This window comes from Methylocystis sp., assembly GCF_051062815.1.
GTDB lineage: Bacteria > Pseudomonadota > Alphaproteobacteria > Rhizobiales > Beijerinckiaceae > Methylocystis.
The window spans coordinates 1-18,933 of sequence record NZ_JBPFDU010000026.1; the positions used below are offsets into that span (position 1 = coordinate 1).

An 18,933-nucleotide genomic window follows, 5' to 3' on the forward strand; every position below is an offset into this window, starting at 1 on the left:
CGTGGAGATGGTGATGCCGGGCGACAATGTGACGATGGAGGTCGCGCTGATCGTGCCGATCGCCATGGAGGAGAAGCTGCGCTTCGCCATCCGCGAAGGCGGCCGAACGGTCGGCGCCGGCGTCGTCGCCAGCATCATCGAGTAAAGCGAATCCCGGGCCGCGGGCCAAGCGCTCGCTCTTGTGAAAGAAGCCGCGCGCAAAGGCGCGCGGCGCATGAAGGCGAGCAGAACCGCTCGCGGTCCTAAAGGACGGAACAATGAACGGTCAAAATATCCGGATTCGCCTCAAGGCGTTCGATCACCGGATTCTCGACACGTCGACGAAGGAGATCGTCTCGACGGCCAAGCGCACGGGCGCTCAGGTCCGCGGTCCGATTCCGCTTCCGACGCGCATCGAAAAATTCACGGTGAACCGTTCGCCGCACATCGACAAGAAGTCGCGCGAACAGTTCGAGATCAGAACGCATAAACGCGTTCTCGACATTGTCGATCCCACCCCGCAAACGGTGGACGCGCTCATGAAGCTCGATCTTGCCGCCGGCGTGGATGTCGAGATCAAGCTCTAAACGGAATTCAAGCGGCGCTCGCTAAGGATGCGAGCGCGCTTTGCGAAGGATTGGATCATGCGGTCGGGCGTCATCGCGCAAAAGGTCGGAATGACCCGCATCTTCACGGAGGCGGGCGAGCATGTGCCGGTCACGGTCCTGAAGCTCGACGGCTGCCAGGTCGTCGCGCAGCGGACTCAAGAGAAGAACGGCTACACCGCCGTTCAGCTCGGCATCGGCCGCGCCAAGGTCAAGAATGTTTCGAAGGCCGAACGCACGCGGTTCGCCGCGGCCTCGGTGGAGCCGAAGCTGAAGCTCGCCGAGTTTCGGGTGAAAGAGGAAGAGTTGCTGCCGATCGGCGCCGAGATCACGGCGGATCATTTCGTCGTCGGCCAGTTCGTCGACGTGACCGGAACCTCCACCGGCAAAGGCTTCGCCGGCCCGATGAAGCGCTGGGGCTTCGGCGGTCTGCGCGCGTCGCACGGCGTCTCCGTTTCGCACCGTTCGCACGGTTCGACCGGCGGCCGTCAGGACCCGGGCAAGACCTTCAAGAACAAGAAAATGGCCGGCCATATGGGCGTCGAGCGCGTCACCACGCAAAATCTGCGGGTGGTGCAGACGGACCCCGCGCGGGGACTGCTGCTGGTCGAAGGGGCGGTGCCGGGCACCGCCGGCGGTTGGATTTTCGTGCGCGACGCGGTGAAGCGCGCGCTGCCGAAGGATGCGCCGCAGCCGGGCAAATTCCGCCTCGGCAACGGACAGGGTGAAGCCGCGAATTTAGACGCCGCTCCGCAAGAAGCGAAGAAGGAGGACTGAGCCGTGAAGATCGACGTCACGTCGTTCGACGGCCAGGCGGCCGGTTCGATCGAACTTTCCGATGAGGTCTTCGGCCTTGAGCCGCGTAAAGACCTGATCTTCCGCATGATCCGCTGGCAGCTCGCCAAGCGGCGCGCCGGCACCCATGCGGTGAAGAACCGCGCCGAGATCGCGCGCTCGGGCAAGAAGCTGCACAAGCAGAAGGGCACCGGCGGCGCCCGTCACGGCTCGGCGCGCGCGCCGCAGTTCCGCGGCGGCGGACGCGCCTTCGGCCCGGTGGTGCGCAGCCATGCGCATGACCTTACCAAGAAGGTTCGCCAGCTCGCGCTGAAACATGCTCTGTCCGCGAAAGCCAAGGACGGCGGCATCATCGTCTGGGAGTCGGCGGAGCTCGCCGAGCCCAAGACGAAGCTGCTCGCATCGAGTTTCGCAAAGACGGGCCTCGAGAACGCGATCATCATCGTTGGCGGCGCGCCGCAGAACAATTTCGTGCTCGCCGCACGCAATATCCCGAAGATCGACATCCTGCCCGTCGAAGGCGTCAATGTTTATGACATCCTCCGCCGCGAGAAGCTGGTGTTGACCCGCGCCGCAGTGGACGCGCTGGAGGCGCGACTGAAATGAGCAAGGACGTTCGCCATTACGACGTGATCGTCGCCCCGGTCATCACCGAGAAGGCGACGCTCGCCTCGGAGAGCAATAAGGTTGTGTTCAAGGTCGCGAAGACCGCGACGAAGCCGCAGATCAAGGCGGCGGTCGAAGGTCTCTTCGACGTCAAGGTCGAAGCGGTCAATACGCTGGTGCGCAAGGGCAAGGTCAAGACCTTCCGCGGTCAGCGCGGCCAGCAGAGCGACGTCAAGAAAGCGGTCGTGACCCTCGCCGAGGGCCATAAGATCGACGTGACGACCGGACTGTAAGGAAGGCGTGAGGATAGAACGATGGCGCTGAAGACATTCAAGCCGGTCACGCCGAGCCTTCGCCAGCTCGTCATTGTCGACCGCAGAGAGCTCTACAAGGGCAAGCCGGTCAAGACTCTGACCGAGGGCAAGAGCTCAAAGGGCGGGCGCAACAACACCGGCCGGATCACCGTGCGCTTTCGCGGCGGCGGCCATAAGCAGGCCTATCGCGTCGTCGATTTCAAGCGGCGCAAGCTCGACGTTTCGGGCAAGGTCGAGCGGCTCGAATATGATCCGAACCGGACGGCGTTCATCGCGCTCATTCGCTACACGGACAATGAGCTTGCCTATATTCTCGCGCCGCAGCGGCTCTCCGTCGGCGACGAAGTGATCGCCGGCAATCAGGTCGACGTGAAGCCCGGCAACGCCATGCCGATCGCCAACATTCCCGTCGGCGCCATCGTGCACAATGTCGAGATGAAGATCGGCAAGGGCGGCGCCATCGCGAGGTCGGCCGGAACCTATGCGCAGATCGTCGGCCGCGACCAGGGCTACGTGATCATCAGACTGAATTCTGGCGAGCAGCGCCTCGTGCACGGCCAGTGCTTCGCGACGCTCGGCGCCGTGTCCAATCCCGATCATATGAACACCTCGATCGGCAAGGCCGGCCGTTCGCGCTGGCTCGGCCGCCGCCCGCACAATCGCGGCGTCACGATGAATCCGATCGACCATCCGCATGGCGGCGGCGAAGGCCGCACCTCTGGCGGTCGTCATCCGGTCACGCCCTGGGGCAAGCCGACCAAGGGCAAGAAGACCCGCACCAATAAATCCACCGACCGGTTCATTGTGTCCTCGCGACACAATCGCAAGAAGAAGGGCTAACCCATGGCGCGCTCGATTTGGAAGGGCCCGTTCGTCGACGGCTATCTTCTCAAGAAGGCCGAGACCTCGCGTGGTTCAGGCCGCTCCGAGGTGATCAAGATCTGGAGCCGCCGCTCCACGATCATCCCGCAATTCGTGGGACTGACCTTCGGCGTCCATAACGGCCAGAAACATATTCCCGTGTCCGTGTCGGAAGACATGATCGGGCACAAATTCGGCGAATTCGCTCCGACCCGCACCTTCCACGGCCATGCGGCCGACAAGAAGGCCAAGAGGGGCTAAGAGAGGCTAAGAGAGGCTCACGATGTCGAAGGAAGCCAATCCGCCCCGGCTTGCGGAAAATGAAGCGAAGGCCGTCGCGCGCATGCTGCGCGTCTCGCCGCAGAAGCTCAATCTGCTCGCGCAGTTGATCCGTGGCAAGAAGGTGGAACGCGCGCTCGCCGATCTGGAGTTCTCCAGAAAGCGGATCGCGCATGAGGTGAAGAAGGCGCTTGAAAGCGCCATCGCCAACGCCGAGAACAATCACGGTCTCGACGTCGACGATCTCGTCGTCGCCCAGGCCTTTGTCGGCAAGGCGCTGGTGATGAAGCGTTTCCACGCCCGCGCCCGCGGACGGGCGAGCCGCGTCGAGAAGCCCTTCGCCAATCTGACGATCATCGTGCGCGAAGTCCAAGCGCAAGCCAACGCCTAAAGGATTTAAAACCATGGGTCAGAAGGTTAATCCGATCGGGCTGCGACTGGGCGTCAACCGCACCTGGGACTCGCGCTGGTTCGCCAGTAAGGGCGAATACGCCAAGCTCCTGCACGAGGACATGGCGATCCGCGAAACCGTGTCGAAAACCTTGAAGCAGGCGGCGGTGTCGAAGATCGTCATCGAGCGCCCGCACAAGAAGTGCCGCGTGACGATCTATTCGGCGCGTCCCGGCGTCGTCATCGGCAAGAAGGGCGCGGACATCGACAAGATCCGCAAGCTCGTGGGCAAGCTCACCGGCAGCGAAGTCGTCATCAACATCGTCGAAGTGCGCAAGCCCGAAACCGAGGCCGCGCTCGTCGCCGAGTCGATCGCGCAGCAGCTGGAGCGTCGCGTCGCCTTCCGCCGCGCGATGAAGCGCGCCGTGCAATCGGCCATTCGGTTGGGCGCGCAGGGCATTCGCATCAATTGCTCGGGCCGTCTCGGCGGCGCCGAGATCGCCCGTCTCGAATGGTATCGCGAAGGACGCGTGCCGCTGCACACGCTGCGCGCCGACGTCGATTACGGCACCGCCACCGCGCATACCGCCTATGGCGCTTGCGGCATCAAGGTCTGGATCTTCAAGGGCGAAATTCTTGAGCACGATCCGATGGCGCAGGACAAGAAGGCGGCCGAACAGGCGTCCGGCGGCGATCATGGCGATCGCGACCGCGGCGGCGAACGCCGCCGTCGCGAGCACCGCGAACCGCGCGACGCGGCGTAACGAACAAGATTAAAGAGCGCAATCATGCTGCAACCCAAACGCACCAAGTTCCGCAAGGCCTTCAAGGGCCGCATCCGTGGCGCCTCCAAGGCGGGCTTTTCGCTGAACTTCGGTCAGTTCGGCCTTAAAGCGCTGGAGCCGGAGCGCATCACCGCGCGCCAGATCGAGGCCGCGCGCCGCGCCATGACGCGCCATATGAAGCGCGCCGGCCGCGTCTGGATTCGCATCTTCCCCGACGTGCCGGTCTCCAAAAAGCCGACCGAAGTGCGTATGGGCAAGGGCAAGGGCGCGCCGGAATTCTGGGCCGTGCGCGTCGCGCCCGGCCGCATCATGTTCGAGATCGACGGCGTGCCGGCGCCTCTCGCGCGCGAGGCCTTAACGCTCGCCGCCGCGAAGCTGCCGATCAAGACGCGCTTCATCGAACGCATCGCCGAATAAGGGGAACGTGATGAAATCCAAACAGCGCCTCTCCGACATCAAGGCGATGACCGAAGATCAGCTCAATGACGAAGTGCTGAAGCTCAAGAAAGAGCAGTTCAATCTGCGCTTCCAGCGGGCGACCGGCCAGCTCGAGAACACCTCACGCGTGCGCGTCGTTCGTCGCGACATTGCCCGCACGAAAACCATCGCCGCGCATAAGCGCGCCGAAAAGCAGGGTTAAAGCGCCATGCCGAAGCGAATTCTCCAGGGCGTCGTCGTCAGCGACAAGCAGAACAAGACCGTGGTGGTGAAGGTCGAACGCCGTTTCACCCACCCGCTGTTCCAGAAGACGGTGCGCCGCACGAAGAACTATCACGCCCATGACGAAAACGGCGCGTTCAAGGTGGGCGATTCGGTGACGATCGAAGAGACCGCGCCGATCTCCAAATTGAAGCGCTGGCGGGTCGTCGAAGTGGCGGCCGAGGCGTAGTCGTTAGAACGAACTGTCCGGACGAAGTCGGCGAGTCCAAAGGGGCTTGCCGAAACCAGACCGGAACGAAAGGCGGGTAAGCCATGATTCAGATGCAAACCAATCTCGACGTCGCCGACAACTCCGGCGCGCGCCGCGTGATGTGCATCAAGGTGCTGGGCGGCTCCAAGCGCAAATACGCCGGCGTCGGCGACATTATTGTCGTGTCGATCAAGGAGGCGATTCCGCGCGGCCGCGTCAAGAAGGGCGACGTGCTGAAGGCCGTCGTCGTTCGCACCGCGAAGGACATCAAGCGTGCTGACGGCTCCGTGATCCGTTTCGATTCGAACGCCGCGGTGCTGATCAACAATCAGAAAGAGCCGATCGGCACCCGCATTTTCGGGCCGGTGCCGCGCGAGCTGCGCGCCAAGAACCACATGAAGATCATCTCGCTCGCCCCGGAGGTTTTGTAATGGCCGCCAAGATCAAGAAGGGCGACAAAGTCGTCGTTCTCGCCGGCCGCGACAAGGGCCGCAGCGGCGAGGTGCTGCGCGTGATTCCCGACGAGGGCCGCGCCGTCGTCGACGGCGTCAATATCGTCAAGCGCCATCAGCGTCAGACCAAGGATCGCGAAGCCGGCATCATCAACAAGGCCGCGCCGATCAATTTGTCGAATCTGGCGGTCGCCGATCCCAAGGACGGCAAGGCGACGCGCGTTGGATTCAAGATTCTCGACGACGGCCGCAAGGTCCGCGTCGCCAAGCGTTCCGGAGAATTGATCGATGGCTGAGGAAAAGAAGCCCAAGGCCGAAAAGCCCGCCAAGGCTCAAAAGCCCGCCGCCGAGGGCGCGGAGGCGAAGGAGCCGAAGAAGGCCGCCGCCAAATCGGCCGAAAAGCCTGCGGCTAAGGAAAAGCTGGCGACATCCGGCGACGACGCGGCAGCGGTCGGCGCGGACGGCTCCTATGTGCCGCGCATGCGCAAGCATTATGAAGAGGTCGTGCGCGAAGCGTTGCAGAAGCAGTTCGGCTATAAGAACGCGCTCGAAGTGCCGACGATCGAGAAGATCGTGCTCAACATGGGCGTCGGCGAATCCGTCAACGACAGCAAGAAGGCGACGTCGGCGGCGGCCGACCTTAGCCTTATCGCCGGCCAGCGCCCGGTCGTCACCCGCGCGCGCAAGGCGATCTCGACCTTCAAGCTGCGCGAGAACATGCCGATCGGCGCGAAGGTGACGCTGCGCAAGACGCGGATGTATGAGTTTCTGGATCGTCTCATCACCGTGGCGCTGCCGCGCGTGCGCGACTTCCGCGGATTGAATCCGAAGTCGTTCGACGGACGCGGGAATTATGCGCTCGGCATCAAGGAGCACATCGTGTTCCCCGAAATCGACTACGACAAGGCCGAGTCGATCCTGGGCATGGACGTGATCGTCTGCACGACGGCCAAGACCGACGAAGAGGCGCGCGCCTTGCTGAAGGCGTTCAATTTCCCGTTCCGGCAGTGAGGGCGTAACAGCTCCTCAAACGCGGATACTGAAAGGCGAAACTGGTAATGGCGAAGAAAAGCGCGATTGAGAACAACAAGCGGAAGCGAAGGCTCGTGAAATCCTACGCCGGGCGGCGCGCGCGGCTGAAGGCGGTCGCGAACGACAAGACGCTGAGCGTCGAAGAGCAGTTCGAGGCGCGTCTCAAGCTTGCTGAGCTCCCGCGCAATTCGGCGCCTGTTCGCGTGCGCAACCGCTGCGAAGTGTCGGGCCGTCCGCGCGGCTTTTATCGCAAGCTGAAAATGTCGCGCATTGCGCTGCGCGAATTGGGGTCCCGCGGCCTGGTGCCCGGCCTCGTGAAGTCTAGCTGGTAAGGAGACGCAGATGGCGATCAACGATCCATTGGGCGATCTCCTCACCCGCATCCGCAACGCCCAGATGCGCCGCAAGGATAAGGTGTCCTCGCCCGGCTCGAAGCTGCGCGCGCATGTGCTCGACGTGCTGAAGGAAGAGGGCTATATCCGCGGCTATAGCAGCACCGACTTCGGCAATGGCCGGACCGAGTTCGAGATCGAACTGAAATATTTCGACGGCGAACCGGTCATCAAGCAGATCGAACGCGTGTCGCGTCCGGGCCGCCGCGTCTATGCGGCGGTTGACGCAGTGCCGCGCGTGGCGAATGGCCTCGGCGTCACCATCGTGTCGACGCCGAAGGGCGTCATGGCCGATCACGCGGCGCGCGAGAATAATGTCGGTGGCGAGGTGCTGTGCAAGGTCTTCTAGACCTTGCGCCTCATCAAACAGGATTTGCAACCATGTCTCGTATCGGCAAGAAGCCTGTCGTCATTCCCGCCGGCGTCACCGCCAAGGTGGACGGTCAGCTCGTGCAGGTGAAGGGCGCGAAGGGCCAGCTGGAGTTCCTGGCGCCCGACGACGTTTCCGTCGTCCAGCAGGACAACGCCATCTCGGTCGACCCGCGCAATGAAACCAAGCGCGCCCGCGCGCTGTGGGGAACGGCGCGCGCTCAGATCAACAATATCGTCGTCGGCGTGACCACGGGCTTTGAGAAGAAGCTTGAGATCACCGGCGTCGGCTATCGCGCCGCGGTGCAGGGAAAAACGCTGCAACTCGCGCTCGGCTATTCGCATGACGTGAGCTATCCGATTCCGGCCGGCATCGCGATCGTGACGCCGAAGCCGACGGAAATCAGCATCAGCGGCATGGATCGGCGCCAGGTCGGTCAAGTCGCCGCCGAGATCCGCGCCCTGCGCCCGCCCGAGCCCTACAAGGGCAAGGGCGTCAAATACGCCAATGAATTCATCTTCCGCAAGGAAGGCAAGAAGAAGTAAGGACCCGCCATGGCCAGGGATGTCAAAGTCGAACAGCGTCGAAAGGCGCGGGTGCGCCGGGCGATCCGTGAACGCGCCAAGGGGCGGTTGCGCCTTTCGGTGTTTCGCTCGTCCAAGCAGATTTATGCGCAGATCATCGACGACGAGAGGGGCGCGACGGTCGCCGCCGCCTCTTCGCTCGAGAAGGCGAATCGCGAGGGTCTGAAGACCGGCGCGGACGTCGAGGCGGCGAAGGTCGTCGGCAAGCTCCTCGCGGAGCGCGCCGTCGCCAAGGGCGTCAAAGAGGTCGTTTTCGACCGTGGCGCGTACATGTATCACGGGCGCGTCAAGGCGCTGGCCGACGGCGCCCGCGAGGGCGGCCTGGAGTTCTAACTGGGGGCGCGCGCCGTTGAGGGCGTGCGCTTCTCGCGCGGAATGCGTGCCGGCGCGGATGCGCCGGGCGTCGATCCGATGGGTCGGCAGTGAAGGAAGCGAGCGGCGCATCACGCCGCGTAAGTGACGGAAGAGACAATGGCGCGTGAAGGAGAAGGCGGTCGCGGCCGCGATCGGGATCGTGACGATCGCGACGGCGAATTTGTGGATCGTCTGGTCCACATCAATCGCGTCGCGAAGGTGGTGAAGGGCGGCCGGCGTTTCGGCTTCGCCGCGCTCGTCGTCGTCGGCGACCAGAAGGGCCGCGTTGGCTATGGACACGGCAAGGCGCGCGAAGTGCCTGAGGCGATCCGCAAGGCGACGGAAGCGGCCAAGCGCGCGTTGATCCGCGTGCCGCTGCGCGAAGGCCGCACGCTGCATCATGACGTCCATGGCCGCCATGGCGCGGGCCGCGTCATCCTGCGCGCGGCGCCGGCCGGCACCGGAATCATCGCCGGCGGTCCAATGCGCGCGATTTTCGAAACGCTGGGCATGCATGACGTCGTGGCGAAGAGCCAGGGGTCGTCCAATCCCTACAACATGATCCGCGCGACCTTCGATGCGCTCGGCCGCGAAGACTCGCCGCGCTCCGTCGCGGCGCGCCGCTCGCTTAAAGTTTCGGTGCTGCAGTCGCGCCGTCAAGGCGTCGACGCCGACGCCGTCGACGCGTAAGGAGACGACCCATGACGAAGAGCACGCAGCAGATCGTCGTCGAACAGATCGGCAGCCCGATCGGCCGTCCCGAACGGCAGCGCCGGACGCTTCTTGGCCTCGGCCTGACGCGCATTGGCCGCCGCCGCGCGCTGGAAGACACGCCGGCCGTGCGCGGGATGATCGCTAAGGTGGCGCATCTCGTGAAAATCGTCGACGCCAAAACCGTCGACGGGAAGTGAGGACGCGGCCATGAAACTCAATGAAATCACCGACAATCCGGGCGCGAGTAAGAACCGCATGCGCGTCGGCCGCGGCATCGGCTCCGGCAAGGGCAAGACCGGCGGGCGCGGCGTCAAGGGCCAGAAGGCGCGCACCGGCGTGGCGATCAAGGGCTTCGAGGGCGGTCAGATGCCGTTGCATCGGCGCCTGCCGAAGCGCGGATTCTACAATCCGTTCTCGACGCACTACAACGAAGTCAATCTCGGGCGCATTCAACAGGCGCTCGACGCCGGCAAGCTCGACGCCAACGCGCTGGTGACGATCGAGACGCTGCTTGCGGCCGGCGTCGTCACCAGGCCGCGCGACGGCGTCAAGATCCTCGGCCAGGGCGAGTTGAAGACAAAGCTCGCCTTCGAGGTCTCGGCGGCCTCCAAATCGGCGGTCGCGGCCATCGAGGGCGCAGGCGGCTCCGTGAAACTTCTCGCCGGCGAGACGCCGGCGCAATAAAGCAAAATGTGCGGCCGCTCTCGCATGAGCGGCTGCGCTGTTTTATACCAAACGCTCCGAACGGAGCGGGCGAGCCTCGATTGCTACGCTCCGAGCGCTGAGCCCAACAAAATGCGTCGCGTCGACAGCGGCGCGAAAGGGGAGTTCCTTCATGGCATCGGCAGCCGAGCAGCTCGCGGCCAACGTCAATCTCTCCGCCTTCGGCAAATCCGAGGAATTGAAAAAGCGCATCCTGTTCACGCTGGGCGCGCTGATCGTCTATCGCCTTGGCACTTACGTGCCGCTGCCGGGCATTGACCCCGAGGCTTTCGCGAAAAGCTTTTTCGGCCAGTCGAAGGGCATGCTGGAGCTCTTCAACATGTTCGCGGGCGGCGCCGTGCAGCGCCGCGCGATCTTCGCGCTCAACATCATGCCGTATATTTCGGCGTCGATTATCATCCAGCTGCTGACGTCGGTGATTCCGACGCTCGAGACTCTGAAGAAAGAGGGCGAGCAGGGCCGCAAGGTCATCAACCAATATACCCGCTACCTCACCGTCGCGCTCGCGACGTTCCAGGCCTATGCGATGGCGATCGGGCTGGAGGGCCAGCAGGGCGTCGTCACCGATCCGGGCATATTCTTCCGCATCACCACGGTCGTGACGCTGGTCGGCGGCACGATGTTCCTGATGTGGCTCGGCGAGCAGATCACCTCTCGCGGAATCGGCAACGGATCCTCGCTCATTATCTTCGCCGGCATCGTCGCCGCGTTTCCGTCGGCGATTGTGTCGACCTTGGAGCTGGGCCGGCAGGGCGCCATTTCGACGGCGCTGATCATCGGCGTCATCGTCATGTCCTTCGCCGTCGTCGCCTTCATCGTGTTCATGGAGCGGGCGCAGCGGCGCCTGCTGATCACCTATCCCAAGCGCCAGCACGGCAACCGGGTCTATGAGGGACAGACGTCGTTCCTGCCGCTGAAGCTGAACACGTCCGGCGTCATCCCGCCGATCTTCGCATCGTCGCTGCTGCTCTTGCCGACGACCGTGGCGAATTTCTACCAATCGACCGGCAGCGAAAGCGTCTTCGCGACGATCTCAGCCTATTTCGGCCACGGGCGGCCGTTGTATATGCTCGCCTATGTCGGATTGATCGTGTTCTTCGCCTTCTTTTACACCGCGATCGTTTTCAATCCGGTCGAGACGGCGGACAATCTCAAGAAGCACGGCGGTTTCGTGCCGGGCATTCGCCCCGGCGAACGCACGGCGAAATTCATCGACGAAGTGCTGATGCGGATCACGGTGCTCGGCGCGGCCTATCTGGCGGTCATCTGCATCATTCCGGAAGGGCTCATCGCCTACGCCAATCTGCCGTTCTATTTCGGCGGCACGTCGCTGCTCATCGTCGTCAGCGTCACCATGGATACTGTGGCGCAGATCCACGGTCATATGCAGGCGCAGCAATATGAGGGGCTGATTCGCAAGACCAAGCTTCGCGGCGGGAAACGCGCGCGATGAGGCTGGTGCTGCTCGGTCCGCCGGGGGCCGGCAAGGGAACGCAGGCGGCGCGTCTCGTCGAAAAGCACGGCGTGCCGCAGCTCTCGACGGGAGACATGCTGCGCGCCGCGGTCGCGGCGAAAACGCCGATTGGACTGAGGGCCAAGGAGATCATGGACGCTGGCGCGCTGGTGCCGGACGAGGTCGTGATCGGCTTGATCGACGAACGGCTCGGCGCGGCTGACTGCGCCAACGGGTTCATTCTCGACGGCTTCCCGCGCACTGTGGCGCAGGCGGAGGCGCTGCAGGAGCTTCTCGTGCGCCGGGGCTTGACGCTCGACGCCGTGCTCGAGCTCGCCGTCGACGAAGGCGCGCTCGTCGACCGGATGCGCAAACGCGTCGACGAAACCCGCGCCGCGGGCGGCGCGGTGCGCGCAGACGACAATCCGGAAAGCTTCAAGACGCGGCTCGAAGCCTATCGGGCCCAGACGGCCCCGGTGTCGGCGCACTACGCCAAGCGTAGCGAACTGACCAAGATCGACGGCATGGCGCCGATCGAGGATGTAACCGCGGAGATCGATCGCGCCCTGTCGGGCGCCGGCTAGGTTTTTTCGCGAAGTCGCTTGACCATCTGGCCAATGGCCCCTAAATAGACAGCCTTCACGTTGTTGGACAGGCGGCTCCGGCTCCCGGATTGGGGGACGGGGCCTGTTTTCGTATGAAGACGGTTCGCAACCGTCCGCATGGGCCGGGCTCCACCGGACGCGGGCGTCATTCCGGAGCTTAAGGCTCCTTCTCACATGGAGAGACAAAGTGGCCCGAATTGCAGGCGTCAATATCCCGACGAACAAGCGCGTCGTCATTGCGCTCCAATATATCCACGGCATTGGCGCGAAGAAGGCCGAGGAAATCTGCGAAAAGGTGAGCATCCCGGCCGAACGCCGCGTGGCGCAGCTCACCGACGCTGAAGTTCTACAAATTCGCGAAACCATCGACCGCGACTACATGGTCGAGGGCGATCTGCGCCGCGAGGTCGCGATCAACATCAAGCGCCTGATGGATCTCGGCTGCTATCGCGGCCTGCGCCATCGCCGCCAGCTCCCCGTGCGCGGCCAGCGCACGCACACCAACGCCCGCACCCGCAAGGGCAAGGCGAAGCCGATCGCCGGCAAGAAGAAGTAATCGGCCTTCAGGACAATCATCGATGGCCGGGACACGCCCGGCCATGACAACCGAAATCCCTAGCGCCTGGAACTACGGGCGCGTTTGAAGGACGCAAGAAAAAATGGCCAAGGACACAACGCGCGTTCGTCGCCGCGAGCGCAAGAACATCGTTTCCGGCGTCGCGCATGTGAATTCGACGTTCAACAACACCATGATCACCATCACCGACGCGCAGGGCAATACTGTGTCATGGTCGTCCGCGGGGTCGATGGGATTCAAAGGCTCGCGCAAATCCACGCCCTACGCCGCGCAGATGGCCGCCGAAGACGCCGCCCGCAAGGCCGGCGAGCATGGCGTGCGCACGCTTGAAGTCGAAGTCTCGGGTCCGGGCTCCGGCCGTGAGTCGGCGCTGCGCGCGCTGCAGGCGGCGGGCTTTACCGTCACTTCGATCCGCGATGTGACGCCCATTCCCCACAACGGCTGCCGGCCGCGCAAGCGCCGCCGCGTCTGAGTTCATTCAGATTGTCTGATTTGATTTCGCGCGGCGCGGCGCATGCCCCAACGCCGCACTCAGGAGCTTCAAGGAAAGGCCTCCAAGTGAGCATCCAGAAGAACTGGCAGGAACTCATCAAGCCGAACAAGCTCGAAGTCACCGCCGGAGACGATCCCAGGCGCGTCGCGACCGCCGTCGCCGAGCCGCTGGAGCGCGGCTTCGGCGTGACGCTTGGCAACGCCCTGCGCCGCATTCTGCTGTCGTCCTTGCAGGGCGCGGCGATCACGTCGATTCACATCGACGGGGTGCTGCACGAGTTCTCGTCGATCCCCGGCGTGCGCGAGGACGTAACCGACATCGTCCTCAACATCAAGGACATCGCCATCAAATACCAGGGCGATGGCATGAAGCGCCTGACGCTCAAGAAGACGGGACCGGGGGCCGTCACCGCGGGCGACATCCAGGTCACGGGCGACGTGCAGGTCCTCAACCCTGAACTCGTCATCTGCACCCTCGACGAAGGCGCCGAGATCCGCATCGAGTTCACCGTCGCCAACGGCAAGGGCTATGCGCCCGCCGACCGCAACCGCGCCGAAGACGCCCCGATCGGCCTCATTCCGATCGACAGCCTCTATTCGCCGGTCAAGAAGGTCAGCTATCGCGTCGAAAACACCCGCGAGGGCCAGGTTCTCGACTATGACAAGCTGACGCTGACGGTCGAGACGAATGGCGCGATGAGCCCGGAAGACGCGATCGCCTATTCGGCGCGCATTCTCCAGGACCAGCTCAACGTCTTCGTCAATTTCGAAGAGCCGCGCCGCGAGGAGGCCGCGCCGTCGATTCCGCAGCTCGCTTTCAATCCGGCGCTGCTGAAGAAGGTGGACGAGCTGGAGCTTTCGGTGCGTTCGGCGAACTGCCTGAAGAACGACAATATCGTCTACATCGGCGACCTTATCCAGAAATCGGAAGCCGAGATGCTGCGCACGCCGAACTTCGGCCGCAAGTCCTTGAATGAGATCAAGGAGGTGCTGGCGCAGATGGGACTGCATCTGGGCATGGAAGTCCCTGGCTGGCCGCCGGAGAACATCGACGATCTCGCGAAGAGATTCGAGGAGCATTACTGACGGCAATCGTCAGTCGGGCTTCGGCAGTCGGATTTCGACTGCCGACTGCCTAACGCCGACTGCCCATAATCGACGGCCGTTCCTTGGCACGGCGGCCGCATAATCAACGGAGAGCCGCATGTATCACGGACACAAGAAGCGCCGCTTCGGGCGCACGCATGAGCACCGCAAGGCGATGTTCGCCAATATGGCGCAGGCGCTCATCAAGCATGAGCAGATTGTCACGACGCTGCCGAAAGCGAAGGATCTGCGTCCCGTCGTCGAGAAGCTTGTGACGCTGGGCAAGCGCGGCGACCTGCATGCGCGCCGGCAGGCGATCGCCAAGATTAAGGACGTCAAGCTCGTCGGCAAGCTCTTCGACGTGCTCGGACCTCGCTACAAGGATCGCAACGGCGGCTATACGCGCGTGCTGAAGGCGGGCTTCCGCTATGGCGACAATGCGCCGCTTGCGGTCATCGAATTCGTCGATCGCGACGTGAACGCCAGGGGGCAGGACTCCGGACCGGTCCACGAAGGAGAGGCGGCGGCGTAAACGGCTCAAGGGCGACCGCTTCGATCGTCATGATAATCAGCGGCGTCGTGTCTCTGTCATCGGGATGCGGCGCCGAAAGTGTTTTCAGAGCAAGTCCGAGAACCTCGCGCGAAAACCGCAAGGCTGACGACCACACTTCGGGATGGACTCGACGACGCGTCTCGCGCAGCACGATCATTGCGGCGCATTCTTATCGTCTCGCGTCTTTGCGTCTATAAATGCGCCGGGAAAACGAGCTACGGAGCGCTTCATGAAGATTTCGGCGCGTCAGATTATGGCTGCGGCGCTCGCCTGCGCCTTCGCGGCGTCTTTGGCCTCCGCGCGCGCCGAAGTCTCGGCTGATCCGGCCCAGACCGCCTCGCCAAGGCCGCCTGGCCGCGTCGAGAGCTTTACGCCGCCGGCGCCCGATCGCGCCGTGCCGACGAGCCGCGGCGAGTTGATGAACTCCTTCGCGCCGGTGGTCAAAAAGGCGCAGCCGGCCGTTGTCAACGTCTTCGCGTCGCGCGTCGAGCGCATGCCCGCCAACCCGCTTTTCGATGACCCTATCTTTCGTCGCTTTTTTGGCGAGGGCGGCATGCCGGGGCGCAACATGGCCCAATCGCTGGGCTCGGGCGTGATCGTCGATCAGAGCGGCCTTGTCGTCACCAACAACCACGTGATCGAGGGCATGACCGACGTGAAGGTGGCGCTCGCCGACAAGCGCGAATTCGCCGCCAAGATTTTGTTACGCGATCCGCGCACCGATCTCGCGGTGCTGAAGCTCGCCGACGGCGCAAATTTTCCGACGATGGAGCTTGGCGATTCGGATGCGCTTGAAGTCGGCGATTTGACCCTCGCGATCGGCAATCCCTTTGGCGTCGGTCAAACGGTGACGCAAGGCATTATTTCGGCGCTTTCGCGCACCCATGTCGGCATTAGCGACTATGGTTTCTTCATTCAGACGGACGCGGCGATCAATCCCGGCAACTCGGGCGGACCGCTGGTCGACATGAACGGGCGCGTCGTCGGCATCAATTCCGCGATCTTCTCGAAGTCCGGCGGATCGGTCGGCATCGGCTTCGCCATCCCCGTCAATATGGTCAAGAGCGTGATCGCCGCCGCGAAGGGCGGGGGCAAGCAGGTGCGGCGGGCCTGGATGGGCGCGACGCTGCAAACGCTCTCGCAGGAGATCGCCGACGGCCTCGGGCTCGATCGTCCCACCGGCGCTCTGCTGGCCGACGTCGATCCAAAGGGGCCGTCAGCTGAAGCCGGTCTAAAGCGCGGCGACGTCATTATCTCGGTCGACGGCCAGACGGCCGATGATCCAGAGGCGGTTGGCTATCGACTCGCCACCAAGCCGATTGGCGGGCAGGCGACGCTCGGCGTATTGCGCGGCGGCAAAAAGATTGTCGCGCAAATTCGACTCGCGCCAGCGCCGGAAACGCCGCCGCGCGACGCGATAAAGATAAAGGGCGCGTCGCCCTTCGCCGGCGCGACGGTCATGAATATTTCTCCCGCGGTCATCGAAGAGATGTCGGTGCAGGGAACGACCAATGGCGTCGTCGTGTCCGAAGTCGATGACGGCTCCTATGCGCAGCAGCTCAATCTGCAGCGCGGCGACATAATTCTCGCCGTCAATGATCAAAAGATCGGGACAACGCGCGACCTGGAGAGCGTAACGGCAGGGCGCGCCTACTATTGGAAGATCACCCTGGCGCGCGGCGGGCAGGTGTTCACGACCGTCATCGGCGGCTAAGATCGGCATGAGCGCCCTTGTAATCCTCGCCACGACGATCGACGACGAGGAAAAGGCGCGCGCGCTTGCCCGGGCGGCGCTCACCTCGAAGCTCGCCGCCTGCGTTCAGATACATCCCATTCGCAGCCATTACGTCTGGAAGGACGAGATGCGCGAAGCGCCTGAGTTCCTGTTGCAGATGAAAGCGCGCGGCGACGACTATCTCGCGCTTGCCGAACTGGTCCGCCGTCTGCATAGCTATGAGACGCCGGAAATTCTGCGCATCGACGTCGCCGAGGCGGACCGAGATTATCTCGCCTGGGCGATGGAGGCGACGCGACGGTAAGCGCGCCCGGCGGGGCGTCTTCCAAATCGTCGATCTCGACATTACCTTTCCTGCGCGGCGACGCTCTGTGCGCCGCGCCAGCCTTCGGGACCCTTGGATGTCACCTCCCACCGACTATTTCGTTGATCGCCGCAGGCTTCGCCGCAAGCTCGGTTGGTGGCGTCTCGCCGCCCTGATCGCAATAGGCGTCGCGGGCCTCGTCGCCGTGGTGCGGCTCGGCGGAGCCGATTCGGCCGATAAGCTCACGCCGCATATCGCCCGTCTCGAGCTGCAGGGCGTCATCACCGGCGACGACGATACGATCGATATGATCAAGAAGATCGGGGAGTCGAGCCAGACGAAGGCTCTGCTGTTGGAGATTGAGAGTCCCGGCGGCACGACGACAGGCTCCGAACGGCTCTATGAGGAGCTTCGGCGCGTCGCGGAGAAGAAGCCCGTCGTCGCCGTCGTCGGAACGGTGGCCGCGTCCGGCGCCTATATCGCCGCGCTTGCCGCCGATACGATCGTTGCGCGCGGCAATTCGCTCGTCGGCTCGATCGGCGTGCTGTTCCAATACCCTAACGTCTCGAAGCTGCTCAATAATTGGGGCGTCGAGGTCGAGACGATAAAATCGTCGCCGCTCAAGGCCGCGCCCAATGGGCTCGAACCGACGAGCCCGGAGGCGCGCGAGGCGGTCGCCAGTCTTGTCGCCGACTCCTACGGTTGGTTCAAGGGCCTCGTTCGAGAGCGGCGTAATCTTGACGAGGCGGAACTCGCGAAGGTCTCTGACGGCCGAGTCTTCACCGCGCGGCAAGGCGTGCCGCTGAAGCTCGTCGATCTCATCGGCGGGCAGCGCGAGGCCATCGACTGGCTGGTCGCCAACAAGGGAATTGCGAAAGATATGCCTGTGCGCGAATGGAAGAAGAAATCCAGCTTGGAGCGGCTTGGGCTTATGGGCGCCGCCGCCGGCCTCGCGCGGGTCGCCGGATTGGAGTCGATCGCCGGTTTTTTAGAAAAATCAATTCTCCTCGAACGGAGCGGCGAGCTTGACGGCCTTTTGGCGATTTGGCAGCATTCGGCGGCCAACTGACTCGGGCGTCGCGTTGTGTTCGACGCCAACACATTGGATCGGCTCATGATAAAGTCCGAACTTATTCAACGTATCGCGCGCCGAAACGGCCATCTGTACCAGCGCGACGTCGAGACGATCGTCAGCACGATTCTTGACGAGATCACCTCTGCGCTGGCGCGGGGCGATCGCGTCGAATTGCGTGGCTTCGGCGCTTTCTCGGTCAAGAAGCGCGATGCGCGCACCGGCCGCAACCCGCGCACGGGCGCGCAGGTTTCGGTGCAGCAAAAGAGCGTGCCGTTCTTCAAAACCGGTAAAGAGATGCGAGAGCGCCTCAATGAGAATTATCCGGGCTGAGGCGATTTAAAGCGGCTGCGTCCTCTCGGTCTCGGGACGCGCGGCAGCGGCGAAGCGGCGGCTGTATGTGGCGGCTGCCCAGCGTGTTGCGCGGCGCCGGCAAGAGGGAGATGTTATGAAGTCCATCCTGCGCGTCATCGTTTTCGTTCCTCTGGCGCTCATCATTCTGTTTTTCTCGATGGCCAACCGCGGCTCGGTGCGCATCGGGCTTGACCCCTTCGCGCCGAGCGACGGATCGGGTCCTTCTTTCGAGGCGCCGATCTTCCTTGTCGTTCTGGCGTCCATGGCGATTGGAGTGCTCGCAGGCGGGATCTCTTCCTGGCTTGGGCATCTCTCCGTGCGCCGCGCCGCGAAGGTCGCTCGCGCCGAGGCGCGCAAGACGCGTGTGGAGATCGATAAGCTGCGTCAGCAGGCGTTGGCGAGCCTGCCGGCCGATAAGAGAGTGAAGAGCAGTTAAGCGGCTTCCTGTCGCCACGCCTTAGAGCGCTTATCGATCACATGGAATCATGTGATCGATAGGAATCGCTCAAAATCAAAATTGGAGCAGGTTGTCATCGAAAAGGTCGATCAACTTTTTC

32 protein-coding genes and 1 pseudogene are annotated in these 18,933 nt (G+C 63.5%); all 33 read left to right on the forward strand.

Features of this window, described 5'->3' with window-relative positions; translation table 11 throughout:
- Positions 1 to 145 (forward strand): annotated as a pseudogene (gene tuf, locus ACR65W_RS02715) (elongation factor Tu); the annotation flags it as partial.
- Positions 146 to 257: 112 nt separating this feature from the next.
- On the forward strand, positions 258 to 566 hold the full coding sequence (gene rpsJ / locus ACR65W_RS02720) for a 30S ribosomal protein S10 (protein ID WP_014890764.1): 309 nt from the start codon (positions 258 to 260) through the stop codon (positions 564 to 566).
- Positions 567 to 623: 57 nt separating this feature from the next.
- Positions 624 to 1,361: a 50S ribosomal protein L3 gene (gene rplC / locus ACR65W_RS02725; protein ID WP_434500153.1), complete on the forward strand. Its 738-nt coding sequence runs from the start codon at positions 624 to 626 to the stop codon at positions 1,359 to 1,361.
- Between the two features lie 3 nt (positions 1,362 to 1,364).
- Positions 1,365 to 1,985 carry a 50S ribosomal protein L4 gene (gene rplD / locus ACR65W_RS02730; protein WP_123176886.1) on the forward strand — a complete coding sequence of 207 codons (621 nt, stop codon included), beginning with the start codon at positions 1,365 to 1,367 and terminating at the stop codon, positions 1,983 to 1,985.
- Positions 1,982 to 2,278, forward strand: coding sequence for a 50S ribosomal protein L23 (locus tag ACR65W_RS02735; RefSeq protein ID WP_014890761.1), 297 nt, complete (start codon positions 1,982 to 1,984; stop codon positions 2,276 to 2,278). The genes rplD and ACR65W_RS02735 overlap by 4 nt, the downstream gene beginning before the upstream one ends.
- Before the next feature lie 21 nt (positions 2,279 to 2,299).
- Positions 2,300 to 3,139: a 50S ribosomal protein L2 gene (gene rplB, locus ACR65W_RS02740; protein WP_434500152.1), complete on the forward strand. Its 840-nt coding sequence runs from the start codon at positions 2,300 to 2,302 to the stop codon at positions 3,137 to 3,139.
- 3 nt (positions 3,140 to 3,142) lie between these two features.
- Entirely contained in the window at positions 3,143 to 3,421 is a 279-nt protein-coding gene (gene rpsS / locus ACR65W_RS02745) for a 30S ribosomal protein S19 (protein ID WP_014890759.1), read from the forward strand.
- 22 nt (positions 3,422 to 3,443) lie between these two features.
- The gene (gene rplV / locus ACR65W_RS02750) at positions 3,444 to 3,830 is read left to right on the forward strand and encodes a large ribosomal subunit protein uL22 (RefSeq protein ID WP_434500151.1); all 387 of its coding nucleotides are present in this window, start codon (positions 3,444 to 3,446) and stop codon (positions 3,828 to 3,830) included.
- A 13-nt stretch (positions 3,831 to 3,843) separates the two neighbouring features.
- Positions 3,844 to 4,593 (forward strand): 30S ribosomal protein S3, encoded by a 750-nt coding sequence (gene rpsC / locus ACR65W_RS02755; RefSeq protein ID WP_014890757.1) that lies wholly within the window; start codon positions 3,844 to 3,846, stop codon positions 4,591 to 4,593.
- A gap of 24 nt (positions 4,594 to 4,617) precedes the next feature.
- The gene (gene rplP, locus ACR65W_RS02760; protein ID WP_434494642.1) at positions 4,618 to 5,031 is read left to right on the forward strand and encodes a 50S ribosomal protein L16; all 414 of its coding nucleotides are present in this window, start codon (positions 4,618 to 4,620) and stop codon (positions 5,029 to 5,031) included.
- Positions 5,032 to 5,041: 10 nt separating this feature from the next.
- A complete protein-coding gene (rpmC, locus tag ACR65W_RS02765; RefSeq protein WP_018406013.1) occupies positions 5,042 to 5,254 on the forward strand; it encodes a 50S ribosomal protein L29 in 213 nt (70 codons plus the stop codon).
- A 6-nt stretch (positions 5,255 to 5,260) separates the two neighbouring features.
- The gene (gene rpsQ, locus ACR65W_RS02770) at positions 5,261 to 5,503 is read left to right on the forward strand and encodes a 30S ribosomal protein S17 (protein ID WP_434500150.1); all 243 of its coding nucleotides are present in this window, start codon (positions 5,261 to 5,263) and stop codon (positions 5,501 to 5,503) included.
- A gap of 83 nt (positions 5,504 to 5,586) precedes the next feature.
- Positions 5,587 to 5,955 carry a 50S ribosomal protein L14 gene (rplN, locus tag ACR65W_RS02775; RefSeq protein ID WP_018266630.1) on the forward strand — a complete coding sequence of 123 codons (369 nt, stop codon included), beginning with the start codon at positions 5,587 to 5,589 and terminating at the stop codon, positions 5,953 to 5,955.
- On the forward strand, positions 5,955 to 6,272 hold the full coding sequence (rplX, locus tag ACR65W_RS02780; RefSeq protein WP_018406011.1) for a 50S ribosomal protein L24: 318 nt from the start codon (positions 5,955 to 5,957) through the stop codon (positions 6,270 to 6,272). The genes rplN and rplX overlap by 1 nt, the downstream gene beginning before the upstream one ends.
- The gene (rplE, locus tag ACR65W_RS02785) at positions 6,265 to 6,987 is read left to right on the forward strand and encodes a 50S ribosomal protein L5 (RefSeq protein WP_434500149.1); all 723 of its coding nucleotides are present in this window, start codon (positions 6,265 to 6,267) and stop codon (positions 6,985 to 6,987) included. Before rplX ends, rplE begins: the two co-directional genes overlap by 8 nt.
- A 47-nt stretch (positions 6,988 to 7,034) precedes the next feature.
- Positions 7,035 to 7,340, forward strand: coding sequence for a 30S ribosomal protein S14 (gene rpsN / locus ACR65W_RS02790; protein WP_014890750.1), 306 nt, complete (start codon positions 7,035 to 7,037; stop codon positions 7,338 to 7,340).
- Positions 7,341 to 7,350: 10 nt separating this feature from the next.
- Complete coding sequence (rpsH, locus tag ACR65W_RS02795) at positions 7,351 to 7,749, forward strand: 30S ribosomal protein S8 (protein ID WP_014890749.1); 399 nt, start codon at positions 7,351 to 7,353, stop codon at positions 7,747 to 7,749.
- 32 nt (positions 7,750 to 7,781) lie between these two features.
- Entirely contained in the window at positions 7,782 to 8,315 is a 534-nt protein-coding gene (gene rplF, locus ACR65W_RS02800) for a 50S ribosomal protein L6 (protein ID WP_175095545.1), read from the forward strand.
- A 9-nt stretch (positions 8,316 to 8,324) separates the two neighbouring features.
- Complete coding sequence (rplR, locus tag ACR65W_RS02805; RefSeq protein ID WP_434500148.1) at positions 8,325 to 8,687, forward strand: 50S ribosomal protein L18; 363 nt, start codon at positions 8,325 to 8,327, stop codon at positions 8,685 to 8,687.
- 138 nt (positions 8,688 to 8,825) lie between these two features.
- Complete coding sequence (gene rpsE / locus ACR65W_RS02810; RefSeq protein ID WP_014890746.1) at positions 8,826 to 9,398, forward strand: 30S ribosomal protein S5; 573 nt, start codon at positions 8,826 to 8,828, stop codon at positions 9,396 to 9,398.
- Positions 9,399 to 9,409: 11 nt separating this feature from the next.
- Positions 9,410 to 9,619, forward strand: coding sequence for a 50S ribosomal protein L30 (gene rpmD / locus ACR65W_RS02815; RefSeq protein WP_014890745.1), 210 nt, complete (start codon positions 9,410 to 9,412; stop codon positions 9,617 to 9,619).
- Positions 9,620 to 9,629: 10 nt separating this feature from the next.
- Complete coding sequence (gene rplO / locus ACR65W_RS02820; protein WP_434500147.1) at positions 9,630 to 10,106, forward strand: 50S ribosomal protein L15; 477 nt, start codon at positions 9,630 to 9,632, stop codon at positions 10,104 to 10,106.
- Between the two features lie 151 nt (positions 10,107 to 10,257).
- Complete coding sequence (gene secY / locus ACR65W_RS02825; protein WP_434500146.1) at positions 10,258 to 11,598, forward strand: preprotein translocase subunit SecY; 1,341 nt, start codon at positions 10,258 to 10,260, stop codon at positions 11,596 to 11,598.
- Positions 11,595 to 12,182: an adenylate kinase gene (locus ACR65W_RS02830; RefSeq protein WP_434500145.1), complete on the forward strand. Its 588-nt coding sequence runs from the start codon at positions 11,595 to 11,597 to the stop codon at positions 12,180 to 12,182. Before secY ends, ACR65W_RS02830 begins: the two co-directional genes overlap by 4 nt.
- Positions 12,183 to 12,390: 208 nt before the next feature.
- A complete protein-coding gene (gene rpsM / locus ACR65W_RS02835) occupies positions 12,391 to 12,759 on the forward strand; it encodes a 30S ribosomal protein S13 (RefSeq protein WP_018406003.1) in 369 nt (122 codons plus the stop codon).
- A 103-nt stretch (positions 12,760 to 12,862) separates the two neighbouring features.
- The gene (gene rpsK / locus ACR65W_RS02840) at positions 12,863 to 13,252 is read left to right on the forward strand and encodes a 30S ribosomal protein S11 (protein WP_014890740.1); all 390 of its coding nucleotides are present in this window, start codon (positions 12,863 to 12,865) and stop codon (positions 13,250 to 13,252) included.
- A gap of 86 nt (positions 13,253 to 13,338) precedes the next feature.
- Positions 13,339 to 14,358: a DNA-directed RNA polymerase subunit alpha gene (locus tag ACR65W_RS02845; RefSeq protein WP_434500144.1), complete on the forward strand. Its 1,020-nt coding sequence runs from the start codon at positions 13,339 to 13,341 to the stop codon at positions 14,356 to 14,358.
- Between the two features lie 118 nt (positions 14,359 to 14,476).
- A complete protein-coding gene (rplQ, locus tag ACR65W_RS02850; RefSeq protein ID WP_018406001.1) occupies positions 14,477 to 14,890 on the forward strand; it encodes a 50S ribosomal protein L17 in 414 nt (137 codons plus the stop codon).
- A 250-nt stretch (positions 14,891 to 15,140) separates the two neighbouring features.
- A complete protein-coding gene (locus tag ACR65W_RS02855) occupies positions 15,141 to 16,625 on the forward strand; it encodes a DegQ family serine endoprotease (RefSeq protein ID WP_434500143.1) in 1,485 nt (494 codons plus the stop codon).
- Positions 16,626 to 16,632: 7 nt separating this feature from the next.
- Positions 16,633 to 16,950, forward strand: a complete 318-nt coding sequence (gene cutA / locus ACR65W_RS02860; protein ID WP_434500142.1) for a divalent-cation tolerance protein CutA — start codon at positions 16,633 to 16,635, stop codon at positions 16,948 to 16,950.
- 97 nt (positions 16,951 to 17,047) lie between these two features.
- Positions 17,048 to 18,019 (forward strand): signal peptide peptidase SppA, encoded by a 972-nt coding sequence (gene sppA, locus ACR65W_RS02865; RefSeq protein WP_434500141.1) that lies wholly within the window; start codon positions 17,048 to 17,050, stop codon positions 18,017 to 18,019.
- Between the two features lie 45 nt (positions 18,020 to 18,064).
- Positions 18,065 to 18,355 (forward strand): integration host factor subunit beta, encoded by a 291-nt coding sequence (gene ihfB, locus ACR65W_RS02870; RefSeq protein ID WP_014890734.1) that lies wholly within the window; start codon positions 18,065 to 18,067, stop codon positions 18,353 to 18,355.
- Between the two features lie 115 nt (positions 18,356 to 18,470).
- On the forward strand, positions 18,471 to 18,812 hold the full coding sequence (locus tag ACR65W_RS02875; RefSeq protein ID WP_175095552.1) for a LapA family protein: 342 nt from the start codon (positions 18,471 to 18,473) through the stop codon (positions 18,810 to 18,812).
- Positions 18,813 to 18,933 lie beyond the last annotated feature (121 nt).